This is a genomic window from Aestuariivirga sp. (genome assembly GCF_020252395.1).
GTDB lineage: Bacteria > Pseudomonadota > Alphaproteobacteria > Rhizobiales > Aestuariivirgaceae > Aestuariivirga.
This window is the reverse complement of the sequence record NZ_JADCDB010000028.1, coordinates 60,697-77,985: the sequence shown is the minus strand read 5'-3', so window position 1 is coordinate 77,985 and position 17,289 is coordinate 60,697. Positions and strand designations below refer to the sequence as shown.

The window sequence follows — 17,289 nt, the reverse complement described above, 5'->3', positions numbered from 1 at the left end:
CATTCCCCAAGGCTTAATCCAGCCTTACGGGCAGCGATTTTCGCTGCCTCCCGGGCCTCGGGTTCGATGCCCTTTACACTCCAGGGGATGCCTGGTTTCATTCGGTATCGTCTTTCAGTTGTCCGCGCTAGAAAGAGGTGACCACGAAATGACCACGAAAACGGCGCGGGATTTCCCCTGCCGAAGCTTAACGAGTTCGGTAAATATTCGGTTAAGCAGTTGTTCTTTTTTACGATTCTTCATGGGGGGCAGAGCACCGGAGAGGCAGGTTTAACCCAATCGACAGCTTCGCCGCTAAAATTGACGCCGGGGGATACACATTCCACCCGTCAATGTTTATATGAAGATCAACGGCCCCCCCGCGCGACTCGACACACCGGAGTGAGACAAATCATGAGCGTAACTGAAACCACCGAGCGGTCAAAACGCGACCGCACCTATTCGATTACTGAGCTGTGCCGTGAATTCGACGTGACGCCCCGCACCCTGCGCTTCTACGAACAGAAGGGCCTGCTGCATCCCGCCCGCCGCGGCTGGACGCGCCTCTTCAGCTATCGCGACCGCGCCCGCCTGCAGCTCATCCTGCGCGGCAAGAAGGTCGGCTTCGCGCTGGAAGAGATCAAGGAGATGCTCGATCTTTACAACTTGCGTGACGGTCAGCTGACGCAGCTGCGCATCGCGTCTACAAAGATGCGCGAGCGCCTTGAGGCGCTGCGCAATCAGCGCGTGGAACTGGAAGATGCGATCAGCGATCTTGAGCGTACCGTCGTCGTGGTCGATGGCATGCTGAAGGAGCGCGAGGCCGCGCAGCCCAAGGCCGCGAACAGCTAAGCCCCGCCCCAAGCGCTTGCAGAGTTCGGGCATCCGGGTGAAAACCGGGTGCCTTTTTCGTTGGACCTCACCCATGCCGCTTGCCTACGTGCTGAATCCGCTCGACCGCCGCGCCAATGACCGGCCAAATGCCGCGTGGGTGGCGGCGCAGCGCAAGCGCGCCGATGCAAAGCTGATCCGCATTGCCGGCGATGGCGCACTGCTGAGCGGCGGACGGCTGGTGACGGACAATGACGCGGGCGTCGAAGCGGCGGTTTTTCTCGGGCTCGATGCGGTGGGCGCGCCGTGGTTCGCCGCTGATGTGGCGGGCTCCGAGGGTATGCGCGGCCTCAGAAGCCTTGCCATGGAGGAGACGCTGCCGCCGGAGCAGCTCGGCATGCTTGCTCAGGCGCGCTCGCTGCTGCAGTGGCACGCGCGGCGGACCTACTGCTCCAACTGCGCGGCGAAACTCGAAATGGCGGATGCCGGCTACCGCCGCCACTGCCCGGGATGCGGGATGGATCATTTTCCGCGCACCGACCCCGTCGCAATCATGGTGGTGCGGCACGAGGGCAATATTCTGCTCGGACGGCAGTCCTCGTGGAAGCCGGGTATGTATTCCGCGCTCGCCGGCTTCGTGGAGCCGGGCGAGACCATCGAGGATGCGGCGCGGCGCGAGGTGTTCGAGGAGTCCGGCGTGCGCGTGGGCGCGGTGCGATATGTGACGAGCCAGCCCTGGCCCTTCCTGTCCAACCTAATGATCGGGCTGATCGGCGAGGCGCTGTCGGCGGAAATCACTATCGACACGAACGAGCTTGAGGACGCACGCTGGTTCTCCGCCGGCGAGGCGCGCATGATGATGGAGCGCCGGCACCCCGGCGGGCTCTATGCGGCAAACCCCATGGCCATCGCGCATGAGCTGGTGAGGGTGGCGCTGGAGGAGTGAGTCCTTCGACCACCGTCCGCGCCGGCGCGAGAAGGACCTGGCGTTACACTCCCCCGAAAAGCCTGGCGATTTCGGCGCGGTGCGGGTGGGCTTTGTAGATGCCCAGCACGCGGAGATAGCTGGTGAAGAACTCGAGCTCTTCCATGGCGAGGCGCACGTTGCGCTCCGACGGGTGGCCCTCGATGTCGGCATAGAACTGGGTGGCCGAGAACTGGCCCTCGATCTGGTAGGATTCGAGCTTGGTCATGTTGACGCCGTTCGTCGCGAAGCCGCCCATGGCCTTGTAGAGCGCGGCCGGAACGTTCCGTACGCGGAAGACGAAGGTGGTGATCACCGGCAGGTCCTCGGGCTCCGCATCCTGCGGCGTCGCCGAAAGCACGACGAAGCGCGTGGTGTTGTGGCTCTCGTCCTCGATGTTTCCGCGGATCACTTCGAGGCCGTAGATCTCGGCGGCAAGCTTCGAGGCGATGGCCGCCTGGGCGGGCTCGCGCGATTCCGAAAGCTCGCGCGCGGCGCCCGCCGTATCGGCGGCGACGACCGGTTTCAGGCCCAGCTCGCGGATCACCTTGCGGCACTGGCCCAGCGCATGCACGTGACTGCGCACGACCTTGATCCCGGCGCGGTCGGCGCCCGGCACCATCATCAGCTGGTGATGCACGGGGAGGAAGTGTTCGCCGATGATATAGAGGTTGGAGCGCGGCAGCAGGTGGTGGATATCGGCCACCCGGCCCGCCACCGAATTGTCGATGGGGATCATCGCAAGGGCCGCCTCGCCATCGGCCACGGCCTGAAACGCGTCCTCAAAGGTGCCGCAGGGCATGGGCTCGTAGGTCGGATAGGCTTCGATGCAGGCAATGTGCGAATTGGCGCCGGCTTCGCCCTGGTAGGCGATCTTCAAGGGCATCAGGCTTTCCTCAGCATGCGGCGGGCGGTTTCGAGTTCGGCAGGCGTATCCACACCGAGCGGCACCGTGTCAACCCGCACAACGACGATGCGCATGCCGTTGTCCATGGCGCGCATCTGTTCGAGCTTGCGCTCGGCCTCGCGCGCGCTGACGGGCAGCGACACGAAACGCTCCAGCACGGCGCGCTTATAGGCATAGACGCCGATGTGGTGCCAGAAGGGCGCCTTGTGCTCTGGCCCCACCTTGCGCAGGAAGTCCCGCGCGAAGGCCACCTCGCGCCCATCGCCTAAAGGAGCGATGGCCTTGACGATGTTGGGGTTAGCCACATCCTCGTCACGCTCGATCCTGGCGGCGATGGTGGAGATGTCGGCGGGCTCGTTGGTGAGGCCGGCAAGGCAGCGCTGGATCGACAGGGAATCGATCGTCGGCAAATCGCCCTGCAAGTTTACCACATATTCGAAGCGGCGCCGCGGGTCGCGCAGCGCCAGAGCCTGGGCGATGCGGTCGGACCCCGACGGCAGCGCCGGGTCGGTGACGATGGCGTCGCCACCCTGGGCGCGCACGGCGTCGGCGATCTCCACCTCGGCGGCGGCGACCAACACCTGACCGATGTTTGCCTCCACCGCGCGCTTCCAGCACTGGACGATCATGGGAAGCCCGTTGATGTCGGCGAGCGGCTTTCCGGGGAGCCTTGTGGAGGCCATCCGGGCGGGGATCAGGACGATGGTATTTCGATTGTCTATCATGAACTTAGAGGAAGGCGCGGCAAATTGGTGCAAACCTCCCTTACACTATTGCGGCGGGGCGGAGAAAGCACTAGTTTCCGCGCGCGAAGACGGCTCAAGGGATTTCCACCTTCATGGACAGCTTTGAATTCAACAAGATCGCAGGCGCGGTGCTGGGCACGGCCCTGCTGGTGTTCGGCCTGAGCGAGTTGAGCAAGATCATCTATCACGCGCCCAAGCCGGAGAAGCAGGGCTTCGCGGTGGAAGTCGCGGAGGCGGCACCAGCCGGCGAGGCCGCAGCCGACACTGCCGCCGCGGCCCCCGCCGAATCGCTGGGCAAGATGCTGGCCTCGGCCGACGCCACCAAGGGTCAGGCCGTGTTCAAGACCTGCGCGGCCTGCCATGACGCCTCCAAGGGCGGCCCCAACAAGGTAGGCCCCAATCTGTGGGGCATCGTCGGCCGCAACCACGGCATTCACGAGGGCTTCGCCTATTCGGACGCCATGGCGGCGCTGAAGGACAAGCCCTGGGACTATGAGGCGCTGAACGCCTTCATCGCCAATCCGAAGGGCGCCATTCAAGGCACGAAGATGGCCTACGGCGGCCTCAAGAAGGACGCCGACCGCGCCAATCTGCTGGCCTATCTGCAGACGCTGTCAGACAGCGCGGTGCCCTTCCCCGCCCCGTAAAGGCCGCAAATCTCACTGAAATTTAACACCGGCAAGGCGCTTGCCGGTGTTTTCTTTTGAGGGCGGGCGCGCCTATCTTGATGCCCGCCTACCGACCGGAGTTTCCGCCTCATGACGATCAACCGCCGCACCCTGATGAAGCTCGCCGCACTGGCGCCCGCCGCCAAACTGGTGGGCATTCAGATGGCCCATGCGGAGGACCGCGACTTCCGCCATGCGCTGACGCTGTTCAGCGACATCAAGTATCCGCCGGACTTCAAGCATTTCGGCTATGTGAACCCGCAGGCGCCAAAGGGCGGACGGGTGCGTTTTGGCGTCGTCGGCTCCTTCGACAACCTCAACCCCTATACCTTCAAGGGCGAGGCTGGCCCCGCCGTCCAGAACGACGCGCTTCTCATGTCTTCCCTTGACGAGCCGTCGACCGAGTATGGCCTGGTCGCCAGCGGCGTGTGGCACCCGGCAGACCGCTCGATGGTGGTCTACCGGCTGCGCCCCGAAGCGCGCTTCAACGACGGCACGCCGATAACGCCCGACGACGTCATCTGGTCGATGCAGGCGCTGCGCGATGCCCATCCGCAATACAATTCCTACTACAAGAACGTCGCCAGGGCCGAGCAGACGGGCGAGCATGAGGTGACCTTCACCTTCACCGAAAAGGGCAACCGCGAGCTGCCGCTGATCACCGGGCAGCTGCCCGTGCTGTCAAAGGCATGGTGGACGGCCAAGGACGCACAAGGCAAGCAACGCAACATTCAGGAAACGAGCTTCGAGGCGCCGCTGGGCTCCGGGCCCTATGTGGCGGATGATGTGAAGCTCGGCACATCGATCCGGCTGAAGCGCGTGCCGGATTACTGGGGCAAGGACCTGCCCGTGAATGCCGGCCAGAACAATTTCGACACCATCGAATACATCTACTTCCGCGACGCCAACGTGGCCTTCGAAGCCTTCAAGGGCGACCAGTATGATTGGCGCACCGAAAGCTCATCCAAAATGTGGGCGACAGGCTATGACTTCCCCGCCGTAAAATCCGGCCGGGTGGTGAAGGAGGAGATCACTCTCAAGCAGGTTAATGGCATGCAGAGCTGGGCAATGAATATTCGCCTCCCGAAGTTCCAGGATGTGCGCGTGCGCCAGGCGCTGAATTTTGCCTTCGACTTCGAATGGGCGAACCAGAACCTGTTCTATGGCCAGTACACGCGCTCGCGCAGCTACTTCAACAATTCCGAGATGGAGGCCAAGGGCCTTCCCTCCGAGGCGGAACTCGCCCTGCTCAACCCGCTGAAAGACCGGGTGCCGGCGGAGGTCTTCACCACGGAATACATGAACCCGGTCAATGACACGCCGCAGAACAGGCGCAAGAACCTGCGCCAGGCCGCGAAGCTGCTTTCCGATGCCGGCTGGCAGATCGCCCAGGATGGCGGCAAAAACGTACTGAAGAATAACAAGGGCGAGCAACTGACCATCGAGTTTCTGCTCGACTCGCCGCTGTTCGAGCGCATCGCACTGCCTTATCAGCAGCAGCTCGAACTGCTCGGCATCGGCGTCACCATCAAGACCGTCGACAGTGCGCAGCATGAGCGGCGCACCCAAACCTTCGACTTCGACATCATGGTCGGCAGTTGGCCGCAATCGCTCTCGCCCGGCAATGAGCAGCGTGATTTCTGGGGCAGCCAATCCGCCAAGCGCAACGGCAGCCGCAACTATGTTGGCATCGCCAATCCGGCAATTGATGCGATCGTCGAGCAACTGGTGCAGGCGCCGGACCGTGACAGCCTGGTCGCCGCCTGCCGGGCGCTCGACCGGGTGCTGATCTGGAACCACTATGTGGTGCCCATGTGGTACAGTCCCGTTACGCGCACCGCGCGCTGGGACCGCTTCAGCCGGCCAGACCAGTTGCCTCTGCTCTCGACCGGCTTTCCGACCACCTGGTGGTGGGACGAGGAGAAGGCCAAGAAGGTGGCCGCCACGTGAAGCTCTTCACTGCGGCGGCCATCGCGCTGTGCCTCGGCGCTGCTTCGGCTGCGGCTGAGCCGCGCCACGGCCTGTCCACTTTCGGCAACCTGAAGTATCCGGAAGGCTTCACGCACTTCGATTACGTGAACCCGGACGCGCCGAAGGGCGGCAGGATCGCTACCATCGGCACCGCGGCCATGGACACATTCGACAGCTTCAACGGCTATATCCTGAAGGGTGATGTGGCGCAGGGGTTCGAATTGCTGACCGACACGCTCATGGCGCGCGCCATGGACGAGCCTGATGCGATGTATGGCCTGGTCGCCAAGGACGCCGACATTGCGGCTGACCGTAAGAGCGTCACCTTCACCTTGCGGCCGGAAGCGAAATTCTCCGATGGCACGGCGCTGACGGCGGAAGATGTGTGCGATACGTTCCGGCTGCTCTCGACCGAAGGACACGAGCGCATCCGCATCACCATCCGCGATGTCGAAGCCTGCGACGTGATCGACCCGCGCACTGTGCGCTACCGCTTCAAGGGCGAGCGCACGCGCGACCTGCCGCTGACCGTCGCCGGGCTGCCGATCCTGTCGAAAGCCTATTACGGCAAGGTGGATTTCGCGAAGTCGACACTCGAACCGCCGCTCGGCTCCGGCCCCTATGTAATCAAGTCCTTCAAGCCCGGCGAATACGTGACCTATGGCCGGCGCGACAATTACTGGGCCAAGGACTTGGCCGTGAACAAAGGCCGCTATAATTTCGACGAGGTCCGCTACGACTATTTCCGTGAGCGCATTGCGGGCTTCGAGGCGCTGAAGGCCGGCGCCATCGACCTGCGCGAGGAGTTCACCTCCAAGGACTGGGCGACGGGTTATGACTTCGCGGCGGTGAAGGACGGGCGCGTTCTCAAGATGGAAATGCCCGACGAGACGCCATCGGGCGCTCAAGGCTGGTTCTTCAACCTGCGCCGGCCGCAGTTCCAGGACATCCGCGTGCGCGAGGCGATCAACCTCGCCTTCGATTTCGAGTGGACCAACAAGAACCTGTTCTTCGGCCTCTATGACCGGACGCAGAGCTTCTTCCAGCGCTCGCCGCTGCAAGCGGATGGCACGCCGAAGCCCGGCGAACTGGCGCTTCTCGACCCGTTGAAGGCTTCGCTGCGGCCTGAGGTGTTCGGCCCCGCTGTGCTGGCCCCTGTCTCCAACGGATCGGGCCAGGACCGGACCCTGCTGCGCAAGGCCTCGGCACTGCTCGACGAGGCCGGCTGGAAGACCGACGGCACGCTGCGGCGCAATGCGGCCGGGCAGACGCTCGACGTCGAGTTCCTGATCGAGAGCCCGGTGTTCGAGCGGGTGCTCGGGCCCTTTGTGAAGAACCTGAGACTCATCGGCGTCAACGCCACGATCCGCACGGTGGATGACGCGCAATACCAGAAGCGCCTGAAGGACTTCGATTATGACGTGGTGGGCAGCCGCTTCGCGATGAACCAGACGCCGGGCGACGAACTGCGCGTGTTCTTCGGTTCGGACTCGGCCAAAGCGCCCGGCTCCTACAATCTGCCGGGCGTCACCTCGCCGGCGATCGACGCGCTGCTCGACAAGGTGGTGGAGGCCCCGTCCCGGGAGCAGCTCAACACCGCCGGCCAGGCGCTGGACCGGGTGCTGCGGGCGGAGCAGTTCTGGGTGCCCAACTGGTACAAGGGCACCTATTGGGTGGCCTTCTGGGACAGGTTCGGCAGGCCTGAAACCAAGCCCAAATACGACCGTGGAATCCTCGATACCTGGTGGTATGACGAGGCCAAGGCCAAGCGAATCGTCAACGGAAACTGATCCCGCTCCATGGGCGCCTACATCCTGAAACGCATTCTGCTGATGATCCCGACTCTGATCGGCATCATGCTGCTGACCTTCGCGATCATCCAGTTCGTGCCCGGCGGCCCTGTGGAGCAGGTGATCGCCAAGATGCAGGGCACCGACACGGACGCGACCGGCCGCATCAGCGGAAATACGGGAAACGAGGCAGGCGGCAACCAGCAGCAGATGACGCCGGGCGCCGACGCGGTGAGCATCAAATACCGCGGCGCGCAAGGGCTCGACCCCGAGTTCATCAAGAGCCTCGAGAAGCAGTTCGGCTTCGATAAACCGGCGCCCGAGCGTTTCCTCTTGATGATGAAGGACTATCTCACCTTCAATTTCGGCCAGAGCTATTTCCGCGACCGTTCGGTTATCGGCCTGATTGTCGAGAAGATGCCGGTGTCGATCTCGCTGGGCCTTTGGCTGACGCTGATCCAGTATCTCGTGTCGATTCCGCTTGGCATCCGCAAGGCGGTAAAGGACGGCTCCACCTTCGACGTGTGGACGTCCGGCGTCATCATCATCGGTTATGCCATCCCCAGCTTCATCTTCGCCATCATGCTGATCGTGGTCTTCGCGGGCGGCAGCTATTTCAGCTGGTTTCCCTTGCGTGGGCTGACGTCGGACAATTTCGAGCAGCTGAGCTTTCTTGGCAAGATGGCGGACTATGCGTGGCACCTGGCGCTGCCGCTCTTCGCCATGGCCATAGGCAGCTTCGCCACCATGACGATGCTGACCAAGAATTCCTTCCTCGACGAGATCAGGAAGCAATATGTGACGACGGCGCGCGCCAAGGGGCTGACCGAGAACCAGATTCTCTATGGCCACGTGTTCCGCAACGCCATGCTGCTGGTGATCGCGGGCTTCCCCGGCGCCTTCATCGGCGCGTTCTTCGCAAGTTCGCTGCTGATCGAGACGATCTTCTCGCTGGACGGGCTGGGCTATCTGTTCTTCACCGCGACCGTGAACCGCGACTATCCGATCGTCTTCGCCAGCCTCTATATCTTCACGCTGTCCGGCCTTCTGGTGCAGCTGATCTCGGACCTGACCTACACCTGGATCGATCCGCGCATCGACTTCGAGAAGCGGGACGTCTGAGCCATGGCGATCCGCATCAGCCCCCTCAACAAGCGCCGCTGGCAGCTGTTCCAGCAGAGCCGCCGCGGCTACTGGTCGTTCTGGCTGTTCCTTGTCCTGTTCCTGATCTCGGTCTTCGCGCCCTTCATCGCCAATGACCGGCCGTTCCTCGTCTCCTACAAGGGAGAGCTGCTCTTCCCCACCTTCGTGGATTATCCCGAGACGAAATTCGGCGGCTTCCTCGCCCGCACCGATTTCCGCGACCCGGTGAACCAGGATGAAATTCAGGCCAATGGCTGGATGATCTGGCCGCCGATCCGCTATTCCTTCAACACAGTCAACAACGAACTCCCCATGCCGGCGCCCTCGCCGCCGGCCTTCCAGCTGACGCGCGAGCAGGCCTGCGCCAAGTATCCACAAGGCGTGAACGATCCCAACTGCGTGTTCGGCAACCTCAACTGGCTCGGCACCGACGACCAGGGCCGCGACGTGACGGCGCGGCTGATCTATGGCTTTCGCATCTCGGTGGCCTTCGGCCTGATCCTCACCGCGATCTCGTCCATCATCGGCATGGCGGCCGGTTCGGTGCAGGGCTATTTCGGCGGATGGACGGACTTGCTGTTCCAGCGCTTCATCGAGATCTGGACCGCGATGCCCGCGCTCTATCTACTCATCATTCTCGCGGCCTTCATCGCGCCAACCTTCTGGATCCTGCTGTTCATCCAGGTTCTGTTCTCCTGGACGGCGATCGTCGGCCTCGTCCGCGCGGAGTTCCTGCGCGCGCGCAATTTCGAATATGTGCGCGCCGCCCGCGCCCTTGGGCTTTCGGATGCGACGATCATGTTCAAACACCTGCTGCCCAATGCGGTGGTGTCCACCATTACCTTCATGCCTTTCATCATGGCGGGTTCGGTGACGGTCTTGTCGTCGCTCGACTTTCTCGGCTTCGGCCTGCCGCCCGGCTCGCCGTCGCTGGGTGAACTGATCGCCCAGGGCAAGAACAACCTGCAAGCGCCGTGGCTGGGCCTGACCGGCTTCTTCGTCGTCTCCATCATGCTGTCGCTCCTCGTCTTCATCGGCGAAGGAGTGCGTGACGCGCTGGACCCGCGGAAGACCTTCGCATGAGCGACAAGCTGCTCGAGGTGAAGGATCTCTCGGCCGCCTTTTCGCAAGGCGGCCGCGCCACGCTGGCCGTCGACAAGGTGTCCTTCGACATCGCCAAGGGCGAGACGCTGGCGCTGGTGGGCGAGTCGGGGTCAGGCAAGTCCGTCACGGCCCTGTCGATTCTCAAGCTGCTTCCCTACCCCTCCGCTTCGCACCCATCGGGCTCCGTGCGCTTCAAGGGCGAGGAGTTGCTGGACGCCGATGACCGCGATCTCCGGCGGGTGCGCGGCAACGGCATCACCATGGTGTTCCAGGAGCCGATGACTTCGCTCAACCCCCTTCATACGGTGGAGCGGCAGATCGGCGAGATCCTCGAGGTGCACCGGAACATCAAAGGCGAAGCGGCACGCGCCCGCATCGTGGACCTGTTGGGCAAGGTGGGAATCCGCGATCCGGAGACGCGGCTTCTCGACTATCCGCACCAGCTCTCGGGCGGCCAGCGCCAGCGCGTGATGATCGCCATGGCGCTCGCCAACAACCCGGACCTGCTGATCGCCGACGAGCCGACGACGGCGCTGGACGTCACCGTGCAGGCACAGATCCTGAAGCTGTTGAAGGAGCTGCAGACCGAGCTCGGCATGGCGCTTCTGCTCATAACCCATGACCTCGGCATCGTGCGCAAGATGGCCGACAAGGTCGTGGTCATGCAGCACGGCAAGGCGGTGGAGAGCGGGAATGCGAAGGACGTCTTCGCCAATCCGCAGCACGCCTACACCAGGATGCTGCTCACCGCCGAGCCCAAGGGCGCGGCGCCGCCGAGCAACCCTTCGGCGCCGGCGGTGCTGGAGACCAAGGGCCTGAAGGTGTGGTTCCCCATCAAGCGCGGTTTTTTCCGCAGGACGGTGGGTTACATCAAGGCCGTCGATGGCGTCGATGCCATCGTGCGCAGCGGTCAGACGCTGGGCGTCGTCGGCGAGTCCGGCTCCGGCAAGACCACGCTGGGCCTGGCGCTGCTGCGCCTGATCCGCTCCGAAGGGCCCATCGTCTACATGGGCCGCAATATCGACCGCTATAACACGGCGGCGATGCGTCCGCTCCGCAAGGACATGCAAATCGTCTTCCAGGACCCCTTCGGTTCGCTGTCGCCGCGCCTGTCGATCCAGCAGATCGTGGAGGAGGGCCTCACGGCGCAGGGGCGCAACCTCGGGTATGATGCACGCCGCGAGATCGTGTCACGCGCCTTGCGCGAGGTGGGCCTCGACCCAGCGACCATGGACCGCTACCCGCATGAATTCTCCGGCGGACAGCGCCAGCGCATCGCCATCGCGCGCGCGCTCGCACTGGAGCCGAAGTTCATCATGCTCGACGAGCCGACCTCGGCGCTCGACATGTCGGTGCAGGCGCAGATCGTGGACCTGCTGCGCGCACTGCAGCAGAAGCACAACCTCGCCTATCTTTTCATCAGCCACGACCTGAAGGTGGTGCGCGCACTGGCCAACGAGGTGATCGTGATGCGCAACGGCGTCACCGTCGAAAGCGGCCCCACGGCGGACGTCTTCTCGAACCCGAAGACCGATTATACAAAGGCGCTGATCGCCGCCGCCCTCAACCTCAAGGCCGCGCCGGAAGGTGTGGTGAACCAATAATGGCGTTCCTGTTCATTCTGCCGACTTGGCCCGTGGACGTGTGGACCGCCGCCATGAGGAAGGTGGCCCCCGATCTCGATGTGCGCGTCTGGCCTGATCAGATCGGACGTGTTGAGGATATCGAGTATTGCGCCGCCTGGCTGCCGCCGCCCGGCGTGGTGAAAAGCCTGCCGAACCTCAAGGTCATCATGTCGCTCGGCGCCGGTGTCGATGCGATCCTCAAAGACCCGACGCTTCCCGGCAATACCCCGATCATCCGCGTCAACGATCCAGACCTGACGGGGCGCATGACGGAATACGTCGTGCTGCATGTGCTGATGCACCACCGCCAGCAACGCCGCATCGACGAGAACCAACGCAGGAAGGTCTGGGACTCCTTCCCCACCCATGCCGCGAAGGACCTGAGCGTCGGTATCATGGGGCTCGGCGTGATGGGCTCCGATTCCGCCCTCAGGCTGCGCGACCTGGGCTTCCGCGTGGCGGGCTGGAGCCGCAGCCGAAAAGACATTCCCGGGGTGGAAAGCTTCGCTGGAAATGCCGAGTTCGACGCCTTCCTATCGCGCACCGACGTGCTCGTCTCGCTGCTGCCGGCAACGCCGGAGACTGACGGCATCATCAACCGTGCAACCATCCGCAAACTGTCGCGCAAGGGGCCCTTCGGTGCGCCGATCGTCATCAACGCCGGCCGCGGCCGCCAGCAGGTGGCGGACGATATTCTGGCCGCACTCGATGCCGGCGAACTTCACGCCGCGACGCTTGACGTCTTCGTGTCCGAACCGCTGCCGCCGGAGAGCCCCTTGTGGACCCATACGAAGGTGACGGTGACGCCGCACTGCGCGGCCGACAGCGACCCGGAGACGATCTGCGCCTATGTGGCGGCCAATATCCGCAGGCACCAGCGTGGCGAGAAGCTGGCAAACCTCGTGGATCGGACACGAGGCTACTGAAACTCTCAGCGCGCCAGGCGCTTGACGCTTGTCACCTGCCCATACTTCGCCGCGATCCTCTCCACGGCGTCCTTCAGCCGCTCGGCCACCACCATCATATGATGGCCATTGGCGTGCAGCAGCGTTTTTCCGTCCGTCATGATGCCGACATGGCCGTTCCAGAACACCAGGTCGCCGCGCTTCAGGCTGTCGAGGCCGTTGGCGGGAAGATTCCCGCCCAGCGTCTGTTCCTGCATGTCGCTGTCGCGGAGTGCCGGCCTGCCGCACGCCTCCAGCGACAATTGCACGAGGCCCGAGCAATCGAGGCCATGGACGGACTTGCCACCCCAGTAATAGGGCACGTGCCGGAACATCTCCGCCACGGCCACGAAATCGGCCTCGAAATCATCGGCGCGCCTCAGATGCGCGGTGAATACGAAGCGGCCGTTGGAGAGCTGAGAGAATGCGCCGGTCCCGGATGTTACGGTCACTCTTGCGTTGAGCGTCAGAAGCGTGGCGGGGAGCGACTTGAGATTGGCCTCCGGATACATGAAGGTCGACGGCACGGCGACGCGGTGGGTGGATGGCGTGACATGCGGCGACAGGGCGTTGCCGTTCACGTAGCCGACATAGCCATCCGCTGAGAGCTGCACCCAGGCCCAGCCTTCCTTCTCGTTGAACAGATTCACCTGCTCGCCGAAGAGTGCTTGTGTGAGCTGCATGGCATCGAAGCGGGGGGCCCGGTGGACGGTGACGACAGGCTCGATCACCTGCATGAGGCGCGGCTCCACGAAGCGCCCGGCCTCCACTTGCCCAGCAAGTGCGGCATCGGCAAGATCGGGACGATAAGCATGGAGACGCTGGTCGAGCTGGGCCATGCGCGTTCCCTAAAGGCTTTTGGCGTGATTGCCAATCGTGTCCGCCAGCCGCTCGAGGTAGAGAGCGCCCTTCACGGTGCGCTGGATCAGCACGTTGCGGCGATCCTTCTCGTCGCGCCTTCGGCTCACCAGTTCGAGCTTGCCCATGGTATCGAGCGCGCGGGTAACGACCGGCTTGGTGACGCCCAGCTTCTTCGCAAGGTCGCGCACTGTGTGCGGCGGGGCTTCAAGATAGATTGTGAGCAGGATGCAGACCTGGCGAATGGAGAGATCCGGCTCGTCGTCCCGCACCATGGCAAGGGCGACATCGTGCCAGAGGGTCAGGGCGTGGGCGGTGGACAACGCAACAGACATCGACAGCCTTCTCGCAACCGCTGAGGTTGTTTCGAGTCCGTTACAGTCTGGCGGGAAATGCCCGGTGCTGCAAGCGGTTATGCATAGCGTTGGCGGATAACCTCGAACAGCGCCCGCATCGCCTGGGCCTCGCCACCCTTGGGCCGCCCGGGCCGCGGCGCCGGTGTCCAGGCAAAGATGTCAAAATGCACGTAAGCCTTGGCTTTTTCCACGAAGCGCTTGAGGAACAGGGCGGCGGTGATCGAACCGGCGAAGCCTGAATCGCCGGAATTACTCATATCGGCGACGGAGGATTCGAACAGCCGCGTGTAGGGCTGCCAGTATGGCAGGCGCCAGACAGGGTCATTCACCTCCTGGCCCGCACGGGCTATGGCTGCGGCAAGAACATCGTCATCCGTGTAGAAGGGGGGCAGGTCCGGCCCCAGCGCCACGCGGGCCGCACCCGTCAGCGTCGCCATGTCGATGAGCAGATCCGGCTTCTCCTCGTCCGCCAGCGCCAACGCATCTCCCAGCACCATGCGGCCTTCGGCATCGGTGTTGCCGATCTCGACCGTGATGCCCCTGCGGCTCTTCAGCACGTCGCCCGGGCGGAAGGCATTGCCGGCGATCGCATTCTCGACGGCCGGGATAAGCACCCGCAGCCGCACATTGAGCTTCGCAGCCATGATCATCTGGGCAAGGCCGAGCACATTGGCGGCGCCGCCCATGTCCTTCTTCATCAGCGCCATGCCGGAGGCCGGCTTGATGTCGAGGCCGCCCGTGTCGAAGCAAACGCCTTTGCCGACGAGCGTCACCTTTGGCGCCCGCGCCGGCCCCCAGGCGAAGTCGATGAGGCGTGGCGCACGGGGGCTGGCCTTGCCCACGGCATGGATCATCGGAAAATTCCTCTCAAGCGTCTTGCCCGCCGTGACGGTGAGCTTGGCCCTGTGGACCCGCGCCACGCCACGGGCCGCTAGCTCCAACTCATCCGGCCCCATGTCGGAGGCCGGTGTGTTGACGAGGTCGCGCACCATGAAGCTGGCGCGCGCGGCCCGCAGCACCGCCTCGCGGTCCACCCCCTTCGGGCAGACGAGCTGCGCCACGGGTGGAAAGGTCTTGCCATAGCGGCCGAAGCCATATGATTCGAGGCACCAACCCAGCGCCATCAGCTCCAGATTGGTAACGGCGCCTCTGATCGCGTAGGCCCCAGGCGGAAGGCCGCGGCAGAGCTTGCCAAGCGCGAAGGCGTCGCTTGCATCGGCTCCCACGAGAACCTGTTTCACCTGCCCCTTGGGGCCCGGCATGACAAGAAAACGCCCCGCCTGGGCTTTGAAATCGTTCGCATCCGCCCAATCCCGGAATTCTGCCCGAAGATCCCGGCGTTTAGTTGCCCAGTCGACGGCAGCAATAACGTCAACAGGAATGCCGCGTAGCGTTGAGGCAAGGAGGATTTCGGCAGGCTCAGTCATGGCGAACTCCCGGTCTGACTTCCCATATCGCGAAACAGGCTTATGGTTAATCAATTATTGACCGTTGCGCGCCATGGTAGGCGAACAAACCGGACTGGAGTTTCGTGATGCCGAGGGCCAGGCCCCGCGCCGCCATTCTTATCCTGCTGGCTTCCACCGTGATGCTCACGGGCTGCAGCAAGTTCACGGGGCAACTGACCCCGGCCAGCGACATCAACACAGCGTCAACCACGCCGGTTTCGCTCAGCGCACTCGCGGAGCTTGCCGAAAAGTGGCAGGCCAATCCTTCGGACGTGAACAAGGGCCTTGCCTACGCCAACGGCCTCGAAAAGCTGGGTCAGAAAGACGAGGCGCTGAACGTTTATCGCAAGCTGACGGAGGCTAATCCGTCCAACGCCAAGCTCGCCGGGATCTATGGGCGGAAGCTCGCCGCGGCGGGCAACACCGACCAGGCCGTTCCCATTCTCGAGAACGCCGGGCAGCGGGGCGACAAGGACTGGCGCGTGATGTCCGCTCTTGGTTCGGCTTACGACCAGCAGGGCCTCTATCAGAAGGCGCGCGAACAATACGCAATGGCTTTGAAGGCTGATCCTCAAAACCTGGCGGTGATGAACAACCTCGCCATGTCTTACGCGCTCGAAGGCAACCTGAAGCAAGCCGAGCAGGAGCTGCGCGCCGCCGACGCGCTGCCGCGCTCCAAGAGCGAACCCCGCATCCGTCAGAACCTGGCGCTTGTCGTGGGGCTGCAGGGACACTTCGACGAGGCGACAAAGCTCGCTCAGGAAGACCTGCCGCCCGAGCAGGTGCAGGAGAACATGGCGTATCTGAAGAAGATGCTGTCGCAGCCAAACACATGGCAACAGATCAGCGACGGCGCTCCGAAAGGCTGATCTGCGGCAATCGCGCGAAAATGCAGAGCCGCTTGGAAAACAGACTCGTTATTCAAACACTTCCGCAGCTTTTCGACCGCATGTGCGAGTATTCTCGAGCTCGCGCGTCATCAGAAGAATTCCATGACCTTCATGACCGTGGGCGTCATGATCACCACGAATATGACCGGCATGAAGAACAGCATCATCGGTACGGTGAGTTTGGGGGGGAGAGCGGCCGCCTTGCGCTCAGCTTCGGCCATGCGCATATCGCGGTTTTCCTGAGCGAGAACGCGCAGCGCGGTGCCCACCGGCGTGCCGTAACGCTCCGACTGGATAAGACTTGTCACCACTGACCTGACCTGCGGCATGCCCGTTCGCTTGCTCAGATTCTCCAGGGCCTTGCGGCGGTCTCCCAAATAGGAGAGTTCTGCCACTGTTAGGGAAATTTCTTCCGCAAGCGGCACCGATACGGCGCCAATTTCCCGTGCCACGCGCTGCATTGCAGGCTCAATGGCCATGCCGGACTCGACGCAGATGAGCAGCAGATCGAGCGCATCGGACCATGCGCTGCGTATCGACGCCTGACGTCGCGTCACCTTATTGCGCAGCAGGAGGTACGGCAGGTAGTTGCCGGCAATAACGCCGAGTGCCGCAACTGCGATGCGCATCTGCGGCGGGACGCTGTCCGCAAGGATCGTGGACGTATAGATAAAAGCGAAGAGACCGACAGCAATCGGCGAGACGACCCGGGCCATCAGATAGAGGATCAGGTGACGTTCCGACCGCAGCCCCGCCTGGCGCAACAGGTTGCGCGATGCCTCGGCCTCGAACAGCTTGCGCAGATACAAGGTGTCCACGATCTGGCGGGCAAAGCCAGTGTCCTTCCGATCGCGCAGGCGCGATTCGCCCAAAGCCGCCCCGGAGCGTTGCTGGCGTCTTAGTCTCTCGAGCTCCAGGCTCACGGATTTCATCCGCGTCCTCAGCGGATCGTTCTGCAACATCGGAGCGGCAACGCTCAGCACGGCCGCAAATGCCGCAAGTGCGACCAGCAAAGTCACCAAAAGTTCCGGCTTCAGCAGGGCTGATAATGCATCAAGCATGGTG

16 protein-coding genes are annotated in these 17,289 nt (G+C 63.3%); 10 read left to right on the top strand and 6 right to left on the bottom strand.

All coding sequences use genetic code 11. The features are described from left to right. Positions 1-393: 393 nt before the first annotated feature. Together IOC82_RS13170 and nudC are read left to right on the top strand one after the other, a co-directional pair. Positions 394-831, top strand: coding sequence for a MerR family DNA-binding transcriptional regulator (locus IOC82_RS13170; RefSeq protein ID WP_290546658.1), 438 nt, complete (start codon positions 394-396; stop codon positions 829-831). Between the two features lie 73 nt (positions 832-904). After that, on the top strand, positions 905-1,756 hold the full coding sequence (gene nudC, locus IOC82_RS13165; RefSeq protein ID WP_290546657.1) for an NAD(+) diphosphatase: 852 nt from the start codon (positions 905-907) through the stop codon (positions 1,754-1,756). A gap of 43 nt (positions 1,757-1,799) precedes the next feature. Here the strand turns inward: nudC and IOC82_RS13160 are convergent, their stop codons facing one another. Beyond that, entirely contained in the window at positions 1,800-2,660 is an 861-nt protein-coding gene (locus IOC82_RS13160; protein ID WP_290546656.1) for a prephenate dehydratase, read from the bottom strand. Continuing rightward, complete coding sequence (locus IOC82_RS13155) at positions 2,660-3,406, bottom strand: 3-deoxy-manno-octulosonate cytidylyltransferase (protein ID WP_290546655.1); 747 nt, start codon at positions 3,404-3,406, stop codon at positions 2,660-2,662. The genes IOC82_RS13160 and IOC82_RS13155 overlap by 1 nt, the downstream gene beginning before the upstream one ends. Before the next feature lie 113 nt (positions 3,407-3,519). Here IOC82_RS13155 and IOC82_RS13150 point away from each other — a divergent pair, with 113 nt between their 5' ends. The 7 genes from IOC82_RS13150 (at position 3,520) to IOC82_RS13120 (ending at position 12,654) form a co-directional block, all read left to right on the top strand. After that, positions 3,520-4,074, top strand: coding sequence for a cytochrome c family protein (locus IOC82_RS13150; protein WP_290546654.1), 555 nt, complete (start codon positions 3,520-3,522; stop codon positions 4,072-4,074). Between the two features lie 111 nt (positions 4,075-4,185). Then, complete coding sequence (locus tag IOC82_RS13145) at positions 4,186-6,045, top strand: extracellular solute-binding protein (RefSeq protein ID WP_290546653.1); 1,860 nt, start codon at positions 4,186-4,188, stop codon at positions 6,043-6,045. Further along, positions 6,042-7,856 (top strand): extracellular solute-binding protein, encoded by a 1,815-nt coding sequence (locus tag IOC82_RS13140; protein WP_290546652.1) that lies wholly within the window; start codon positions 6,042-6,044, stop codon positions 7,854-7,856. The genes IOC82_RS13145 and IOC82_RS13140 overlap by 4 nt, the downstream gene beginning before the upstream one ends. A gap of 9 nt (positions 7,857-7,865) precedes the next feature. Continuing rightward, complete coding sequence (locus IOC82_RS13135; RefSeq protein WP_290546651.1) at positions 7,866-8,978, top strand: microcin C ABC transporter permease YejB; 1,113 nt, start codon at positions 7,866-7,868, stop codon at positions 8,976-8,978. Between the two features lie 3 nt (positions 8,979-8,981). Then, positions 8,982-10,082, top strand: a complete 1,101-nt coding sequence (locus IOC82_RS13130) for an ABC transporter permease (protein ID WP_290546650.1) — start codon at positions 8,982-8,984, stop codon at positions 10,080-10,082. Beyond that, the gene (locus tag IOC82_RS13125; RefSeq protein WP_290546649.1) at positions 10,079-11,707 is read left to right on the top strand and encodes an ABC transporter ATP-binding protein; all 1,629 of its coding nucleotides are present in this window, start codon (positions 10,079-10,081) and stop codon (positions 11,705-11,707) included. Before IOC82_RS13130 ends, IOC82_RS13125 begins: the two co-directional genes overlap by 4 nt. Further along, positions 11,707-12,654, top strand: a complete 948-nt coding sequence (locus IOC82_RS13120; RefSeq protein ID WP_290546648.1) for a glyoxylate/hydroxypyruvate reductase A — start codon at positions 11,707-11,709, stop codon at positions 12,652-12,654. Before IOC82_RS13125 ends, IOC82_RS13120 begins: the two co-directional genes overlap by 1 nt. A 5-nt stretch (positions 12,655-12,659) precedes the next feature. On the opposite strand, the gene IOC82_RS13115 is transcribed toward IOC82_RS13120, so the two are convergent. From IOC82_RS13115 to IOC82_RS13105, 3 genes are all read right to left on the bottom strand, one after another. Further along, positions 12,660-13,511, bottom strand: a complete 852-nt coding sequence (locus IOC82_RS13115) for an NlpC/P60 family protein (protein WP_290546647.1) — start codon at positions 13,509-13,511, stop codon at positions 12,660-12,662. Between the two features lie 9 nt (positions 13,512-13,520). Further along, positions 13,521-13,865 (bottom strand): MarR family transcriptional regulator, encoded by a 345-nt coding sequence (locus IOC82_RS13110; protein ID WP_290546646.1) that lies wholly within the window; start codon positions 13,863-13,865, stop codon positions 13,521-13,523. A gap of 77 nt (positions 13,866-13,942) precedes the next feature. Beyond that, the gene (locus IOC82_RS13105) at positions 13,943-15,313 is read right to left on the bottom strand and encodes a M17 family metallopeptidase (protein WP_290546645.1); all 1,371 of its coding nucleotides are present in this window, start codon (positions 15,311-15,313) and stop codon (positions 13,943-13,945) included. A gap of 107 nt (positions 15,314-15,420) precedes the next feature. Here IOC82_RS13105 and IOC82_RS13100 point away from each other — a divergent pair, with 107 nt between their 5' ends. Continuing rightward, positions 15,421-16,203: a tetratricopeptide repeat protein gene (locus IOC82_RS13100; protein WP_290546644.1), complete on the top strand. Its 783-nt coding sequence runs from the start codon at positions 15,421-15,423 to the stop codon at positions 16,201-16,203. 110 nt (positions 16,204-16,313) lie between these two features. Here the strand turns inward: IOC82_RS13100 and IOC82_RS13095 are convergent, their stop codons facing one another. After that, positions 16,314-17,285 carry a type II secretion system F family protein gene (locus tag IOC82_RS13095; RefSeq protein WP_290546643.1) on the bottom strand — a complete coding sequence of 324 codons (972 nt, stop codon included), beginning with the start codon at positions 17,283-17,285 and terminating at the stop codon, positions 16,314-16,316. Positions 17,286-17,289: the final 4 nt, after the last annotated feature.

Bases quoted from the DNA above. Each gene is read 5' to 3' on its own strand.
- IOC82_RS13130 (WP_290546650.1), top strand. From the start codon at position 8,982: ATGGCGATCCGCATCAGCCCCCTCAACAAGCGCCGCTGGCAGCTGTTC.
- IOC82_RS13135 (WP_290546651.1), top strand. From the start codon at position 7,866: ATGGGCGCCTACATCCTGAAACGCATTCTGCTGATGATCCCGACTCTG.
- IOC82_RS13125 (WP_290546649.1), top strand. From the start codon at position 10,079: ATGAGCGACAAGCTGCTCGAGGTGAAGGATCTCTCGGCCGCCTTTTCG.
- IOC82_RS13170 (WP_290546658.1), top strand. From the start codon at position 394: ATGAGCGTAACTGAAACCACCGAGCGGTCAAAACGCGACCGCACCTAT.
- IOC82_RS13145 (WP_290546653.1), top strand. From the start codon at position 4,186: ATGACGATCAACCGCCGCACCCTGATGAAGCTCGCCGCACTGGCGCCC.
- IOC82_RS13105 (WP_290546645.1), bottom strand. From the start codon at position 15,313: ATGACTGAGCCTGCCGAAATCCTCCTTGCCTCAACGCTACGCGGCATT.
- IOC82_RS13110 (WP_290546646.1), bottom strand. From the start codon at position 13,865: ATGTCTGTTGCGTTGTCCACCGCCCACGCCCTGACCCTCTGGCACGAT.
- IOC82_RS13100 (WP_290546644.1), top strand. From the start codon at position 15,421: ATGCCGAGGGCCAGGCCCCGCGCCGCCATTCTTATCCTGCTGGCTTCC.
- IOC82_RS13120 (WP_290546648.1), top strand. From the start codon at position 11,707: ATGGCGTTCCTGTTCATTCTGCCGACTTGGCCCGTGGACGTGTGGACC.
- IOC82_RS13115 (WP_290546647.1), bottom strand. From the start codon at position 13,511: ATGGCCCAGCTCGACCAGCGTCTCCATGCTTATCGTCCCGATCTTGCC.
- IOC82_RS13155 (WP_290546655.1), bottom strand. From the start codon at position 3,406: ATGATAGACAATCGAAATACCATCGTCCTGATCCCCGCCCGGATGGCC.
- nudC (WP_290546657.1), top strand. From the start codon at position 905: ATGCCGCTTGCCTACGTGCTGAATCCGCTCGACCGCCGCGCCAATGAC.
- IOC82_RS13160 (WP_290546656.1), bottom strand. From the start codon at position 2,660: ATGCCCTTGAAGATCGCCTACCAGGGCGAAGCCGGCGCCAATTCGCAC.
- IOC82_RS13095 (WP_290546643.1), bottom strand. From the start codon at position 17,285: ATGCTTGATGCATTATCAGCCCTGCTGAAGCCGGAACTTTTGGTGACT.
- IOC82_RS13150 (WP_290546654.1), top strand. From the start codon at position 3,520: ATGGACAGCTTTGAATTCAACAAGATCGCAGGCGCGGTGCTGGGCACG.